Here is a 14,893-nt window from a genome sequence, read left to right as displayed (position 1 = left end):
CCGGTTCGCACCACGGCTTGCGCAAGCCGTGAATCGCGTGACCACGGGACGGTCCCCGGCCCGACGTCATTCCCCGCGGGCTCATGCACTCTTCGCCCGCCTGTGCCTTCATGATGCCCAGACGCCCGTGAGGCACCGTGGGGGCCAGGGCGCTCGTCCAGCCCGCTTGAGACCACTCCCTCGGGCGGCTGCGACGTCGTACGCCAGCTCACCGCCGCGAACTCATCACCCTTGCGCGCACAGCCGCAGGAAAGCGGCGCCCGAACCCGAAGAAGACGCGATGAGACGAGATCTGGCCGCCGGGCTCCGTCAGCCGGACGGACCTTTGACGCGGTCCCGTCCGGGGCGACCTCATCGGCTCTGTCGTCGGCGGATCGACCAGCCGCCACCGGTCACCATCGTCCTGAAGATCGACAACGAGGTCGCTGATGCCGTGAAGCACACATTCATCCCGAGGGTCCGCGGAGGTCCCGCCCACCCGAGACGATCCGGCTGACGGGCACGACCCGTCAGGGGGTTGCGGCCGCGTTCGTGGCCGTCGCCAAGCTGCTCGCGGCGATGCTCGCGCCCCTGCGACCGGAGTGGGCCGCCGCCCCTACCAGCTCCCTCCGTGGCAAGCGTCGCCGCCCCCAGCGGTCCCTTCACCACCGCGTCGGTCAGCGTGTCTGCCCGCAACGGATTCAACGGCGGCAGGGTCTACCACCCCACCGACACGGACCTGGGCACCCTGGGCTCCGTCTCGACCGTGCCCGGCCACACCGCCCGATTCGCCGACGAAGAAGCGTGGATGAGGCCCGTGGCTGCCGTCGTTCGGTTTCGTCGTCATCGGCGTCGAGAAGAACAGCCGCACCGATTACGGCGCTGACGCCTCCGACCAGCGCGCCGGCCCCGGCACCAAGGTCATCGCCTGGTCCTGCAACAGCCAGACCAACCAGCAGTGGGACCTCAACGCGAACGGCACCGTCACAAGCGCTCGGTCCGGCCTGTGCCTGGACGTGACAGGCGCCGTGACCGCCAACGGCAGCCCCGCGCAACTGTGGACCTGTGACTGCGGATCCAACCAGCGATGGATGCTGGGATGATCACTTCACCGGCACATCCGCGGAGGCGAGCTGCGGCCGGCCGAAGAGCCGACAGCCGATCGCCGTCGGCCACAGCACCGGCTGAGTCGAACGGTCACACGAACCGCTTCGGCGGCGAGACCCAGCACCCCGCCCCCGGCCGGAGCACCCCCGCACCCTTCCCGCCCCCATGGCGAACCGATTCGCGCCAGGTACCCTGACGCCCTGCGGGTAAGTGCTTGAGGGAGCTGTATGAACATCGGGGAGATCGCTCGGCGCGCCGGCGTGTCACGCAGCACAGTGTCGTACGCGCTCAGCGGCAAGCGACCGGTCGCAACCAGCACCCGCAGACGCATCCAAGACGTGATCAACGAACTGGGATATCGCCCCAACGCGACTGCGAGGGCACTCAAGGAGGGCCGGACCCGGACGATCGGTCTCGTCATACCACCGGCAGGCAACAGGCTCACCCACATGCAACTGGACTTCGTCGCCAGCGTGGTCGAGGCGGCCGCCCGCGTCGATCTTGACGTGCTGCTGTCCCCGTCCGGCGGGGGTCACGACCGTTCATTCGAGCGGTTGGTCTCCGAGAGCCGGGTAGACGGTGTCATTCTGATGGAGATCCGCCTGGAGGACCCGCGTGTGGGTCGTCTGCAGGCAGCGGGGCTGCCCTTCGTCGGCATCGGGCACACGGCCGGCGACCACCAGATGTCCTGGATCGACGTCGACTACGCCGGCTTGGTCCAGCACTGCGTGCGGCACCTCGCCGATCTGGGACACCGCCGAGTGGCTCTGGTCACGCGTTCCAGGGAACTCATCTCGGCCGGTTACGGTCCCGCGCGCAGGGCCAGTGAGGGTTTCGAGGCAGCCGTGGCGGAACGGGGTCTCGACGGCGTCGAGGTGCCGTGCGGGGACGATGCACGCTCCGGCCAGGAATGCGTCGTAGCGCTCCTGCGCAGCCATCCGGACCTCACCGCTGTCACCACCATCAACGAGGCTGCGCTGCCCGGCATCGAGCGCGCGCTGGCGGACAGCGGCATCGAAGTGCCGTACGACTTCTCCGTCACGGGAGTCGCGGCCAAGACCTGGGCCGAGGACTTCCGTCCGCCGCTCACGGCAGCGGACGTACCGGCCCTGGACATGGGCGAGAAGGCCGTGTCCCTGCTGGTGGAACGCATCGCCGCACCGGACACCCCGCCGCGGCACATCCTGCTGACCCCACCGATCTCGCTGCGCTCCAGTACAGCCGCCGCACCCACTGGCCGGCCGTCGCGGGTCAGTCGCGCGACGCGCTGAAACGGGCGAGCGGGCGCGCTGGATCTCCCCCCGGTAGTCCTCCGGTGTCCTGTCGAGGCGTGTCGGCGTGGCCTGGGCCGCCTCATCGGGCCGGCCATCACGAATCGCCCGGTGGATCGCCTCATGCACGTCGACCGCCGGCTCGGTGCCCTCGCCGAGGCGTATCGTGGATTCCGATCGAGTTCGACTGCCGCTGCAGTCGTCGCGCACCCCGTACGGCGCTGACGAGGAAGGTGTCGCGCGGCCCGCACCAGCAAGGTCACCACCGACCTGTGGGACAACGGCTTCTTCCACGACCACGCACTCCGCGACCGCCTCCTGGCAAACGGCTTCGTGTCTAAGTCGGGCTCGTCAAGGACCGCAGGGCTCACCACGAAGGCGGCCAGGCCCACCCGTTCAGGTGATCAACTACGGCACCCCGCCGTCAGGAGCTGGAGCGGATGACCAGGCGGGTGGGCAGGATCAGCGGGGTGGGCTCCTGTCCGTTGACGAGCGCGACGAGCATGCGCGCCATCTCCCGTCCGAGAGCCCTTATGGGCTGGTGGACAGTGGTGAGCGGCGGATCGGCGACCTGGGCGACGGCCAGGTCGTCGAAGCCGACCACCGCGACGTCGTCGGGGACCAGTCGGCCGGCCTCGCGCAAGGTGCGCAGCGCTCCGACGCCCATGTTGTCGTTGGCGGCGAACACCCCGTCCACTTGGGGGTGTTGCGTCAGCAACGCGGCCGTGGCGGCGGCTCCGCCGGGCTCGGTGAAGTCCCCCTCCCGCGGTGGGTACGGTCTGAGTCCGGCCGCCAGCATGGCGTCCCGGTAGCCGCGGTACCGGGCACGCGCCGCCTCGGTGTCCAGCGGCCCGCAGATGGCCGCCACGCGGGTCCGGCCACGCGAGATCAGGTGCTCGGTCGCCTCGCGCGCCCCACCGGCGTTGTCGACATCGACGTACCACCGGGGAGCCGGACCGCCCGGGCGTCCGCCGAACACGACGGGCATCTCCGCCTCCTCGGCCGTCCGGGCCAGCGGGTCCCCGTCGCGCAGCGCCATCAGCATGACGCCGTCGGCGCCCCGGGACCGCAGGAGTTCCTCCACTCGCTTGCGGCCGCGCTCGGAGGCCGCCAGGCACAGCATCAGGTGCAGATCGGCCTCCTCCAGCGCGGCCGACGCTCCCACGATCACCTGGGCGAAGAACGGGTCCGCGAAGATGGACGGGTCCTCTCCCGATACGACCAGGGCCGCCGCTCCCGTCTGACGGGTGGCCAGCGCGCGGGCGGTCGGATTGCGCACGTAACCGAGCTGCCGGACGGCCCGCTCGACCGCCTCGCGTTTGGCACGGCTGACATGCGGGGCGTTGTTGAGGACGCGGGAGGCCACCGAGCGGGAGACACCGGCGAGTCCGGCCACCTCGTCCATCGTCGGCTGCCTGCGTGGCGCGTTTCCTGCCATGACCCGTGAGCCCCTCCCCCGTCGGCCGCGCTGCTGGCAGCGCTTCCAGTTCCGAGACTGTAGAGCCTACTTTCCGCCATGTGAAGGGAGGGACGGGCGACGGTTCTTGACAGGTCGAGCGGCGGGCCACACGATACCGGCCACAGCCCACGGTTCTCGAAGCCCCTGGGACCGCTTCCAAATTGGGAGCGCTCCCATGACTTCACCCCGCACTTCCTCAGCGCGTCGCACGCTCCGGACGAGAGCGTGCGGCGCATCCCCGCCCGGAAACGAGGTACAGCCATGCGCCGCAGACTCCGCGCCCTCGTAACGGCGTTCTTCGCCCTGCCGCTGGCGCTCGCCGCCGCACCGTCCGCCCATGCCGCCGACCCGACCACCATGACCAGCGGGTTCTACGTGGACCCCGACTCCAGCGCGAAACGGTGGGTCGACGCCAACCCCAGCGACGGCCGGGCGTCCGCGATCAACGCCTTCATCGCCAACACCCCGATGGCCCGATGGTTCGGCTCCTGGAGCGGCACCATCGGCACCGCCGCGGGCGCCTACGCGGGCGCGGCGGCCTCCCAGCGGAAGCTGCCCCTCCTCGTCGCGTACAACATCTACCACCGCGACTACTGCGGCGGGCAATCCGCCGGCGGAGCCGCCTCACCGTCCGCCTACGCGAGCTGGATCGCCCAGTTCGCCGGCGGGATCGCCAGCCGCCCGGCCATCCTCCTCCTGGAACCGGACTCCCTCGCCGACTACGGCTGCATGACCCAGGCTCAGATCGACGAACGCGAAGGCATGATCACCGGCGCCCTCACACAGTTCAACCGCCAAGCACCCAACACCTGGGTCTACTTGGACGCCGGCAACCCGGCCTGGGCGAGCCCGGCCACGATGGCCCAGCGCCTCCACGAAGCCGGCCTCCGACAGGCCCACGGCTTCTCGCTCAACATCTCCAATTACTACACCACGGCCGAGAACATCGCCTACGGCAACGCCGTCAACAGCGAACTGGGCGCTCGCTACGGCTACACCAAGCCGTTCGTCGTGGACACCAGCCGCAACGGTAACGGCTCCGACGGCCAGTGGTGCAACCCCTCGGGCCGCCGCATCGGCAGCCCTACCCAGACGGGCGGAGGCGCCGAGATGCTCCTGTGGATCAAGGCCCCGGGCGAGTCCGACGGCGACTGCGGCGTCGGAGCCGGCTCCTCGGCCGGACAGTTCCTCCCCGAGGTCGCCTACAAGATGATCTACGGCTATTGATCCCGGATCCCCGTGACCGACCTGGCGCGTTCCTGCCCCGCCACCGGGCCACGGGCACCATCCGCCACAGCCCCGCCGGTCCACCGCTCGCCGTCTTCCACACAGGCGGGGCCTGCGGACCGCCCCGGGTCTCCCCTCGTCCATCCACCGCCCAGGAGCAGTCATGAAACCACGCAGCCTACGGCGCCGCGCGGCCGCCGTCATCGCGGCGCTCACCGTCTGCACCGCCCTCACCGTGACGCAGGCTCAGGCCACGCCCACGCCCACGCCCACGCACGACGTGATCATCCCGGCCGCGAAGTTCTATGTGGACCCACACAGCGAGGCGGCGAAACAGGCCCTCGTCGACCTCGGGAACGGCGACATCCAGGACGCCACGAACATGGCCAGACTCGCGAGCTGGCCGCAGGCCGAATGGTTCACCCAGGGCACGCCCGACGAGGTGCGCGTCAGGGTGCACAACCTCGCCCGGCGGGCCCGGGCCGTCGACCAGATCACAGTGCTGGTCGCCTACGACATACCCGGCCGGGACTGCTCGCAGTACTCCAGCGGCGGAGCCGTGTCCTCCGCCGCCTACCGCCAGTGGATCGACGCCTTCGCCGCCGGCATCGGCGACAACAGGGCCGTGGTCGTGGTCGAACCCGACGGCCTCGCCAACCTCCCCAAGGACTGCGGGCCCGCCACGGACCCGACCGGCGAGCTCACCGCCGCCCGCATCGCCGACCTCCGATACGCCGTCAAGGCCCTGAAGGCCAGGCCCCGCACCGCGGTCTACCTGGACGCCGGCAACGTCCAGTGGCGGGCCGTCGGCGACATCGCCCAGCGGCTGTTGGACGCCGGGGTCCAGTACGGCGACGGTTTCGCCCTGAACGTCTCCAACAACCACCCCACCGACCACAACGCCCGATACGGCACCTGGATCGCCAAGTGCGTCTGGTACGCCACCGAAGGCCCCGAGCAGGCGCGCGGCCACACCGACTGGTGCGCCAGCCAGTACTACTCGTCCGCCGCCCCCAACGACGGCGCTCCCGGCGACGCCGTCTCCCCCACCGACCCCGGCACCTGGCGGTGGACCGACGCCTGGTTCGACCAGAACGTAGGCACCGCGCCGGCCGGCGAGCTGCGGCACTTCGTGATCGACACCAGCCGCGACGGTCGGGGCGCGTGGACCCCGGCGCCGGGCAAGTACAGCGGGGACCCGGAGGCCTGGTGCAACGCGCCCGGCCGTGGTCTCGGCCCACGCCCCACCGCCTACACCGGCGTCCCGCTCATCGACGCCTACCTGTGGATAAAGACCCCCGGTGAATCCGACGGCAGCTGCACCCGCGACACCGGCGGCACGATCGACCCCGAATACGGCATCGTCGACCCACCCGCCGGCGCCTGGTGGCCCGACCAGGCCCATGCGCTGGCCCGCAACGCGGTACCACGCCTGACGTTCAACCGCTGAGCCCGGTCGGACACCTCCGTACGCGTCCGGCCGCCAAGCCCGCTTCCTCCCCGAGTCGCCGATCACCGAGCCGGTGTGGGTGGGATTCAACTGCTCGTGCTGGTCGCGAGCGGGATCGCGGCGGGGCAGGGACGGGGCGGGCCACGGCCGAGCTGCCGACGTGGGGGGGCGTAGCGGCGGGCGGTGCGAGCCGAGCGACGGCGCGAATCGGAAACAGACCATGGGCCGCATTCCGCGGCGGGACACGGGACTTGAACCTACGGCAAAGCTGTGGCCGCACCGGATCGTGCTTCGATATCGCCGCCGCGGAGAGCTTCTGGGCCCTGCTCAAGGAAGTGACCAGCACCTGCACCTGCACCTGCACCTGCACCTGGCCCGACCGTGCCACCGCCCGCGCAGAGGTCTTCGCTGTCATCGAGACGTTCTGCAACCGGCGTCGGCTGCGCAAGCACAAGGCAGGGTGATCCCGCGGCATGCCGCGTGCGGCGCCCGCACGGACGCGAGTGTCGCACGCGGCCGAACGCCGGGCGTCAAGCGGAGGGCGCCGAGGCCGGGGTGTACTCGAACCAGTCGAAGGCGACCGCGCCCTCGGTGGCGTACATGCCGATAACGCGGCCGGTGAAGCCGCAGGCGACCTCGGTGGACAGGTAGCGCCCGTCCAGTTCGACGAGTGGCTGGGCGTCCGGGGCGTCGGGGTCGCCGACCCAGAAGGCGACGGTGTCAGGGCCGGTGGTTCCGCCATCGGTGAGTTCGGGCGACGCAGGCACAAGGTCGGACGTGCGGATCGCGACGGTGAGGGTCAGCGGTCCGGACGGGACTGGTCGGGCGGCCACGGTCTGGCGCAGCGGACCGATCCGGGCGACGACGCCGGCCTCTCCGTTCCCGACCTCCAGTTCATAGTGGTGGGCTTCGTCCAGGCGCACGCAGAGGCCGCCTCGTCCCGTACCCGGGTCGATCGCTGCGGTGACGCGGCAGTCGTGGTGTAGCTGACGGCGGCCGACGAAGGTGTACCCGGGGCGGTCCAGGGTGGAACCGGTGGCGTTGAGGGCCAGCCAGCCAGGGCGCTCGGTGAGCGACCAGGAGCCCTCCGGGCGGGTGAACGGCGAGACCCACTGCGGCGCGAGAGCGGGCTCGTCGAAGTCGTCGCGGGCGGGCGGGCCCGGAACGGGGTGCCAGGCACCGCCCGGGGCCACGTGACTCTCGGGGACGGGCGCGACGACGGGCCAGCCCTCCTCGTCCCACTCCACGGGGGTCAGGAACGTCTCGCGGCCGAGCACGTGCACGTCGGGCGTGAAGCCGCGGGGCCGGACGCCGAGCAGCACCATCCACCAACTGCCGTCGGGAGCCTCCACCAGGTCGGCGTGGCCGGTGTTCTGGATGGAGCGGGCGGTACCGCTGTGGGACAGCAGGGGGTTGGCGGGTGCGCCTTCCCAGGGTCCGCGTGGCGAGCGGCCGCGGGCGACGGACACGCTGTGGCCGCGTTCGGTGCCGCCTTCCGCGATCAGCAGGTACCACCAGTCGCCGATGCGGTAGAGGTGGGGCGCCTCAGGGTATTTCAGGCCGCTGCCCGACCATGCGGCAAAAGGGCCCTCAAGTATCTCCCCCTTGACCGGGTCGATCCTGGCCATGTTGATGCCGCCTTCGGGTCCGGAGAAGGCGCACCAGCAGGTGCCGTCCTCCGCCCACGCCAGATCGGGGTCGATCCCGTGCAGGTCGATCCACACCGGGTCGCTCCACGGTCCCTCGGGCCGCTCGGCCGAGACGACGAAGTTGCCGCCGCCGTCGACATTGGTGTTGATGACCCAGAAACGGCCGTCGTGCCGGCGGATCGTGGGGGCGTAGAGGCCGCCGGACGCCTTGGCTCCGGGGAGAGGCAGCGGCAGCTGCTCGGGCCGGTCGAGCACGTTGCCGATCTGCTCCCAGTGCACCAGGTCCTTGCTGTGGAAGAGGGGCAGCCCGGGGAAGTACTCGAAGCTGGAGCACACCAGGTAGTAGTCGTCACCGACCCGGCACACGCTTGGATCGGGGTGGAACCCGCTGATCACAGGATTGTCGTACGTACGCACAGAATGTGTTCCTCTCGGGCAGCAGGGCGCCGTGGAGCAGGTCGAAGGGGTGCCGTAACTGCTGGTTACGGGTGAGATGATCGTGTCGTGGCTGGCTGGATCACGGCGTTGGAACCACTCCCGGGCAGCCCCGTCCACCGGGTTGAGTCCGCGTCAGTTCGGAAAGCTGATCACCGCGCTGCGGCACGAGGGGGCGGACCCGGTGCGCAAGGGACCCCATGGAGGGTGGTGCCGTCCAGCCTCAGCTTCCAGGCGGTGCACGACGCCGTCGAGGGGCGGTTCGCCACGCACGACGCGATGGGCATAGCGCCCCACCGTCGCACAGAAGCAGCGGGCTCCGCCCAGCAGCTGGGCAGGGTCGCCGGGGCTGAGCACGACGTCGGCGGACGCGCCGTCCCCGTCGGGGCGTGCAGGGCGTGCAGGCCGGCACCGAGGTCCGGGATTTCGGCGTGGACTGACCCGGTCGCCGGCCCGAAGGTCCAGCGACTCACTCGTCGCCCGTCGGGTGGTTCGGCGTAGGAGTAGCGGCGCAGTTTCAGTTGTGCCTCGGTCATCACGGATGCGCTGCCTTCGTGGTGGAGGGATCGGTCCGGGCGTTCACGCTGTGGGGCAGGTGCACCGCACCCCGTGCATGGGACACGAGGCGCAGCCACGCGTTGACCGGTCCCGCCGGAGCCCGGGACGGTGACGTCGAAGGTGTCCATGGTGGTCAGTCCGGTGCTGACCGGCCTCGGCCGGACCTCGCCGCCGTAGGAGCGGGCCTCGGTGGGTGTCTGCTCCCCGTAGGCGTCGGAGTCGTCCGGTTCGGTCTGGCTGCTCTGGTAGCGCCGCAGCTCGGCCTCGGGCACGTCGGTGTACACACACGGCCTGTCGTTGCGTCAGCGGCACTCGACAGTGACAACGGGGTGCAGCCTGCGGGTGTGGTCGACCTCCCGGACGGGGCCGGTCAGGCGCAGCGGGACCGTGATGCGGTGGTCGGTGCTGCTGGCGGAGATCCGCAGCTCGAGCTCGCCGGGTTCGACGATGCGACGGCCCCCGCGACCGGTGAAGGAGGCCAGGTCCGCGGGCAGTTCCAGGCGGACCAGGCAGACTTCCCCGGTTTCGAGCGGGAGGCGCCGGTAGCCGACGAGGCGCTGCATCGGTCGGACCACGGAGGCCACCGGGTCGTGCAGGTAGAACTGCACCACCTCGCAGCCGGAGCGTTCGCCTGTGTTGCGGACCTCGAAGGCGATCCGGAAGCTGCCGTCGGTGCCGGTCTCCGCGACGCTGACGTCGAGCGCGGACCACTCGAATTCCGTGTAGCCGAGCCCGTGCCCGAACCCGTAGGCAGCGCTGGTACTGGTGCTGGACACGTCGCTGTCCTGGGCCAGTCGTGCGGCCAGGTAGGTGGAGGGCTGAACACCCTTGTTCCGCGGCACGCTCACCGGCAACCGTCCGGAGGGGTTCACCCGCCCGCTCAGCACGCCGGCGATCGCCTCGGTGCCCGCTTCCCCAGGAAAGAAGGACTGCACGATCGCCGCCGCCTCCGTGTCGGCGCGGCCCAGTGCGTAAGGGCGGCCCGCCAGCATGACGAGCACCACAGGCGTGTCGGCATCGAGCAGGGCGTCGAGCAACTGCTGCTGAACGCCGGGCAGTTGCATCGATTCGGCGTCACATCCCTCGCCACTGGTGCCGCGGCCGAACAGGCCGGCGCGGTCCCCGAGGGCGAGTACCACGACGTCGGCGACGCGCGCCGCTGCGACCGCCTCGGCGAAGCCGGCCGTGCTGTCGCCGTCGACCGTCGCACCGGGCGCGGAGAAGATCTCGGCGTCGGGGAACTCGGCCGCCAAGGCCTCGCGCAGTGTCGGCAGCGCGATGCCGGTCGGGACCTCGGGGTGTTGCGAGCCGACGTGCACGGGGAAGGAGTAGCAGCCCAGCACGGCCGTCGGGGTGTCGGCGTTGGGGCCGATCAGGGCGATCCTGCCGGGGCGGCCGAGCGGCAGCGTCCCGTCGTTGCGCAGCAGCACGACGGCCTGCTCCGCCAGCTCGCGCGCCAGCCGCCGGTTTGCCGGGGGGTCCAGGTCGACGCTGCCGCGCAGCGCCTCGGGAACGGCCAGTTCCGCTCCGGAGAGCGCCTGCGGAACCGGGTTCCAGTCGGGGTCGAGCAGGCCGAGTTGGGCCTTCTGAATGAGGATCCGGCGCAGGGCGCGATCGATCAGTTCCTCAGGGACGGTGCCGGCCTCGACCGCGTCGAGCAGGGGCTGTCCGAATGTCTTGACGGTGGGCAGCTCGACGTCGACACCGCTGGCGAGGGCAAGCCCGGCGGCCTCGGCCCAGCTTCCGGCGACGCCGTGCAGGAGCTTGAGGAAGGCGATGCCGAAGTAGTCCGCCACCACCGTCCCGTCGAAGCCCCAGGTGTCCCGGAGCAGACCGGTGAGCAGTTCCTGATCGGCTGCCGAGGGGATGCCGTCGGTGTCCGTGTAGGCGTGCATGACCGAGCGCGGTCGGCCTTCGCGTAGCGCCATCTCGAACGGGGGAAGGATGACATCGGTGCGCTCGCGGGGGCCCATGGTGACCGGTGCGAGGTTGCGGCCGGCCCGCGAGGCGGAGTAGCCGGCGAAATGCTTGAGCGTGGCGACGATCCCGGCGGACTCCAGGCCCTGCACGTAGGCGGTGGCGATGGTGCCGACCAGGTACGGGTCCTCGCCGATGGTCTCCTCGACGCGGCCCCAGCGGGCGTCTCGCACCACGTCGAGCACGGGGGCGAGGCCCTGGTGGACGCCGACGGAGCGCATGTCGGTCCCGATGGCGGTGGCCATGGTGCGCACCAGCTCGGGGTTGAAGGTGGCGCCCCAGGAAAGCGGGACCGGGTAGGCGGTCGCCCCCCAGGCCGCGAACCCGGCCAGGCACTCCTCGTGGGCGATCGCGGGTATGCCGAAGCGGTTGGCGGCGACGATGCGCTGCTGGGAGCGGGCGAGCGAGAGCGCACCGACGGCGGCGTCCACGGGAACGGTGCCGAAGGGCCGGGTCAGCTGGCCCAGACCATGCGGCAGCAGGTCGTCCAGGTCCGGCGGCTCCTCCATCTCGTGCTGGTGCGGGGCGACCTCGCCGCCCTCGTCGGAGGCGCCCACCCAGACTCCGACCAGCTGCGCTGTCTTCTCCCGCAGGGTCATCGCCGCGATCAGGGCGTTGGCTCTGATCGCGGGGTCGAGCGAGACGTCCCGCCACACAGGGGTGGCGACCTCGGCGGCTGGGTTCATGTTGCCGGTCACTTTCCTCCGACCCCCATGAGCCCCTGGACCAGGGCGCGGCGGGCGAACAGGTAGACGATGAAGATGGGGAGCATGGACAGCACCACGGCGCTGAGCAGTCCGGGGACGTCGACGCCGTGTTCGGTCTGGAAGTTGTACAGACCGAGGGTGATCACCTTGGTCGAGTCCGACTGGGTGAGGATCAGCGGGAAGAGGAAGCCGTTCCAGGCCTGCAGGGCCGAGAAGACGACGATGGAGGAGAGCCCGCTCTTCGACAGAGGCAGGACCAGTTGCCTGAAGACGCGCCGCGGGGAGGCTCCGTCCATCGCCATGGCTTCGTACAGCTCGGGGGTGATGTCGCGCATCGACCCGGTCAGCACCAGGGTGCACACCGGCAGCGAGAACGCGGCGGTGGGCAGGATGACGCCGATCAGGTGGTCATAGAGCCCGGCCTGGCTGATCACGTAGAACATCGGCACGATCACTGCCTGCGCGGGAACCGCGAGTCCCAACAGGAAAAACCGGAACACGACGGTGATGGTCCGGCCCTGGGCGCGCACGATGGCGTAGGCGAGCGGAGGCACCACCACCAGCACGATGCCGACGACGCTGACGGTGACGATCAGGGTGTTGAGGAAGTCCTGGCCGAAGCCGTTGGAGAACGCGTTGAAGTAGTTGCTCAGGGTCAGCTGCGACGGAAAGCTCAGCGGGCCCTGGGTGGAGTAGTTGGAGGTGGTACGCAGGGTGGCGGTCAGCAGCACGTAGAGCGGCAGGCCGATCAGGGCGAGCCATATCAGGGAGCCCAGTCCTGCGAGGTAGTTGGGGCGCTGCCTCATCAGATCCCCTCCGCTGTGCTGCGCATCTTGTCGTAGCCGGAGAGCCGGACCACGGCCAGGGAGATGAGGGTGGCGACCACGACCAGGACCAGCGCGATGGCCGACCCGGCGCCGAAGTCGAAATCCTTGAAGCCCTGCACGTACATGTAGTAGGCGCTGACCGTGGTGTCTGTGCCGGGGCCGCCCTGGGTGAGGATCAGCACCGTGTCGAAGGTGGTCAGCCCGCCGACGACCATGAGGATCATCGATGTGATCATGGTGTTGCGCAGTTGCGGCAGGGTGACGTGGAAGAACTGCCGCACGGTGCCGGCCCCGTCGATCGCCGCGGCCTGATAGAGCACCTGCGGAACCGCGCGGGCGCCGCCCTGGTAGAGCAACGTGTGCAGGGGGGTGAACTGCCACATTCCGACGAAGGTCAGCACCGCGATCGAACCGGGCTGGTTGCCGAGCAGGTTGCCGTTGCCGAACAGCCAGGGAAGCTGGCCCGGCACGCCGAAGTTGGGGTCAAGCAGGGCGCGCCACAGCACCGAGACCGCGGTCGCCGAGAGCAGCAGCGGGACGAAGAAGATCGCGGACAGCACAGCCCGGTTGCGCTGCGGTCCGGCCGCCCAGACGCCCAGCAGGATGCTGATGGGCGTCTGCGTCACGACCCCGAGCACGGTGAGCACGAGGGTGAGCCAGATGCTCTGGGTCATCACCGGGTCGTGGATCAGCTTGGTCCAGTTCGCCAGGCCGTTGAAGTGCGGCGAAGTGATGCCGTCCCAGCTCGTGAAGGACAGCACCGCGACCAGCACCAACGGAAGGATCGCGAACAGCAGGAAGAAGACGGTCGCGGGAACCGCCCAGGCGAAGCCCGGGCGGGTCACCCCGACGCCGGCCCGGCGCGCCTTGAGGCGGCGGCCGGACACGGCTGCGAGAGAAAGTGGGCTCATCGGTCCTACTCAGGAGTTGGACAGCGACTGCATCGCCTGGATGAAGCCGTTGGCGTCGGTCTTGCCGTCGAAGAACTTCTGAATGGCCGTGTGGATCGGCGTGGCCGCCGCCGGCGGGTAGGCCTGGTCCCAGGACAGCTGGAACGACGGGGCCGCCTTGACCAGGTTGAACTGGAACTGCGAGTAGTCCGGGCTGGCCGAGGTGGACAGGAACTTGGCGGTGTTGGTGGTGGTCGGCAGGTTGCCGATGCCGAGCTGCGCCTTCACGAACTCGTCGGAGTACATGAGCTTGAGGAAGGCCGCCACGGCGTCGGGGTGCTTGGTCTTCTTCACGACGGAGTAGAAGTTGTTGGTGTTGCCGACGACGTCCTTCGGGTCGCCCTTGCCGCCGCTGACGGTCGGGAAAGCGCTGTAGCCGAGATCGTTCTTGGCGAAGTCGGGGTTGCTGGACTGCTGGGTGGAGTACTCCCAGGAGCCCATCAGCTCGAAGGCGGCCTTGCCCTTGGCCATCAGCGCCGGGGACCCGCCGTCGGTGAACTTCACCGAGTCGAAGTTGCTGCCGAATGCGCCGACGTCGACCAGTTGCTTCAGCATGCCCAGGGCCTTCTGGCTGTCCGGGCCGGCCCACGCGCTCTTGTCACCGGCGAGCGCCTTCCGGAACAGGTCCGGCCCGGCAACCCGGTCGAAGACGTACTCGAACCACATGAGGGCGGGCCACTGGTCACCGCCGCCGAGCGCGATCGGGGTCAGACCCTTGGCCTTGAGCACCTTGACGTCGCTGATCAGGTCGTCCCAGGTCCGCGGGACGCCAAGGCCGGCGCTCGCCAGGACCTTCTTGTTGTTGAAGAGCAGCACGGGCTGCGTCCCGCGCATCGGGACACCGTAGGACTTGCCGTCGATCACCGCGGTGTTGAACACCGAGGGAAGGAAGTTGGACTTGAGCCCCGGGTCCTTGGCGATCATGTCGTCCAGGGGGAGCAGGAGGTTCTTCTTTGCGAAGGGCGCGATGCTGCCGCCGCCCCAGTTGAAGAAGATGTCGGGGGCCTGCGGGGTGTTGATGATCGTGTTGAGCTTGGACTGGTAGTCGGCGCCGGGGATGGTGTCCAGCACTGCCTTGACCTTCGAGGTCTTGTTGAACGTATCGACGATCTGCTTCTCGACCTTGTTCGCGGCGTCCCCGTAGACGAGGACGTGGATCGTCCCGGAGTTGGGGCCGCCGCTGGACCCGCATCCGGCGGTCAAGCTGAGCACCAGCGCGGTCGTTGCCGCTACTGCGGCGAATCTGTTCCGGGTCGCACCGTTACGAACGGTCATGCGAAGAGAACCCATTGGATTG

12 protein-coding genes and 2 pseudogenes are annotated in these 14,893 nt (G+C 69.9%); 7 read left to right on the top strand and 7 right to left on the bottom strand.

All coding sequences use genetic code 11. The features are described from left to right. Nucleotides 1-610 precede the first annotated feature (610 nt). From GQF42_RS48020 to GQF42_RS43730, 3 genes are all read left to right on the top strand, one after another. Complete coding sequence (locus GQF42_RS48020; protein WP_446447331.1) at nucleotides 611-865, top strand: poly(ethylene terephthalate) hydrolase family protein; 255 nt, start codon at nucleotides 611-613, stop codon at nucleotides 863-865. Beyond that, nucleotides 801-1,082 carry a ricin-type beta-trefoil lectin domain protein gene (locus tag GQF42_RS43735; RefSeq protein ID WP_158931318.1) on the top strand — a complete coding sequence of 94 codons (282 nt, stop codon included), beginning with the start codon at nucleotides 801-803 and terminating at the stop codon, nucleotides 1,080-1,082. Before GQF42_RS48020 ends, GQF42_RS43735 begins: the two co-directional genes overlap by 65 nt. A 231-nt stretch (nucleotides 1,083-1,313) precedes the next feature. Beyond that, nucleotides 1,314-2,357 carry a LacI family DNA-binding transcriptional regulator gene (locus tag GQF42_RS43730; protein ID WP_158929341.1) on the top strand — a complete coding sequence of 348 codons (1,044 nt, stop codon included), beginning with the start codon at nucleotides 1,314-1,316 and terminating at the stop codon, nucleotides 2,355-2,357. Between the two features lie 15 nt (nucleotides 2,358-2,372). Here GQF42_RS43730 and GQF42_RS46715 read toward each other — a convergent pair. Next, nucleotides 2,373-2,595: pseudogene (locus tag GQF42_RS46715) on the bottom strand (GntR family transcriptional regulator); the annotation flags it as partial. Between the two features lie 186 nt (nucleotides 2,596-2,781). Further along, nucleotides 2,782-3,795, bottom strand: coding sequence for a LacI family DNA-binding transcriptional regulator (locus tag GQF42_RS43720; RefSeq protein ID WP_158929339.1), 1,014 nt, complete (start codon nucleotides 3,793-3,795; stop codon nucleotides 2,782-2,784). 282 nt (nucleotides 3,796-4,077) lie between these two features. Between GQF42_RS43720 and GQF42_RS43715 the strand changes: the two genes are divergently transcribed. From GQF42_RS43715 to GQF42_RS43705, 3 genes are all read left to right on the top strand, one after another. Continuing rightward, nucleotides 4,078-5,043, top strand: coding sequence for a glycoside hydrolase family 6 protein (locus GQF42_RS43715; protein WP_158929337.1), 966 nt, complete (start codon nucleotides 4,078-4,080; stop codon nucleotides 5,041-5,043). Nucleotides 5,044-5,206: 163 nt separating this feature from the next. Then, nucleotides 5,207-6,493 (top strand): glycoside hydrolase family 6 protein, encoded by a 1,287-nt coding sequence (locus tag GQF42_RS43710; RefSeq protein WP_158929335.1) that lies wholly within the window; start codon nucleotides 5,207-5,209, stop codon nucleotides 6,491-6,493. 251 nt (nucleotides 6,494-6,744) lie between these two features. Next, a complete protein-coding gene (locus GQF42_RS43705) occupies nucleotides 6,745-6,957 on the top strand; it encodes a hypothetical protein (protein ID WP_158929332.1) in 213 nt (70 codons plus the stop codon). A 66-nt stretch (nucleotides 6,958-7,023) separates the two neighbouring features. Here the strand turns inward: GQF42_RS43705 and GQF42_RS43700 are convergent, their stop codons facing one another. Next, complete coding sequence (locus tag GQF42_RS43700; protein ID WP_158929330.1) at nucleotides 7,024-8,559, bottom strand: glycoside hydrolase family 43 protein; 1,536 nt, start codon at nucleotides 8,557-8,559, stop codon at nucleotides 7,024-7,026. 87 nt (nucleotides 8,560-8,646) lie between these two features. Here GQF42_RS43700 and GQF42_RS46710 point away from each other — a divergent pair. Further along, a pseudogene (locus GQF42_RS46710) lies at nucleotides 8,647-8,773 on the top strand (IS5/IS1182 family transposase); the annotation flags it as partial. A gap of 664 nt (nucleotides 8,774-9,437) precedes the next feature. Here GQF42_RS46710 and GQF42_RS43690 read toward each other — a convergent pair. The 4 genes from GQF42_RS43690 to GQF42_RS43675 are packed head-to-tail and all read right to left on the bottom strand — an operon-like array spanning nucleotide 9,438 to nucleotide 14,871. Next, nucleotides 9,438-11,798 (bottom strand): beta-xylosidase/alpha-l-arabinosidase, encoded by a 2,361-nt coding sequence (locus GQF42_RS43690; RefSeq protein ID WP_158929326.1) that lies wholly within the window; start codon nucleotides 11,796-11,798, stop codon nucleotides 9,438-9,440. A gap of 8 nt (nucleotides 11,799-11,806) precedes the next feature. Beyond that, on the bottom strand, nucleotides 11,807-12,625 hold the full coding sequence (locus GQF42_RS43685; RefSeq protein ID WP_158929324.1) for a carbohydrate ABC transporter permease: 819 nt from the start codon (nucleotides 12,623-12,625) through the stop codon (nucleotides 11,807-11,809). Beyond that, nucleotides 12,625-13,557 (bottom strand): carbohydrate ABC transporter permease, encoded by a 933-nt coding sequence (locus GQF42_RS43680; protein ID WP_158929322.1) that lies wholly within the window; start codon nucleotides 13,555-13,557, stop codon nucleotides 12,625-12,627. Before GQF42_RS43680 ends, GQF42_RS43685 begins: the two co-directional genes overlap by 1 nt. A gap of 9 nt (nucleotides 13,558-13,566) precedes the next feature. After that, nucleotides 13,567-14,871 carry an ABC transporter substrate-binding protein gene (locus GQF42_RS43675; protein ID WP_158929320.1) on the bottom strand — a complete coding sequence of 435 codons (1,305 nt, stop codon included), beginning with the start codon at nucleotides 14,869-14,871 and terminating at the stop codon, nucleotides 13,567-13,569. Nucleotides 14,872-14,893: the final 22 nt, after the last annotated feature.

This window comes from Streptomyces broussonetiae (genome assembly GCF_009796285.1).
GTDB classification, from domain to species: domain Bacteria; phylum Actinomycetota; class Actinomycetes; order Streptomycetales; family Streptomycetaceae; genus Streptomyces; species Streptomyces broussonetiae.
Note: the sequence above shows the minus strand (reverse complement) of the source record. Positions and strands in the feature narration are given on the sequence as shown.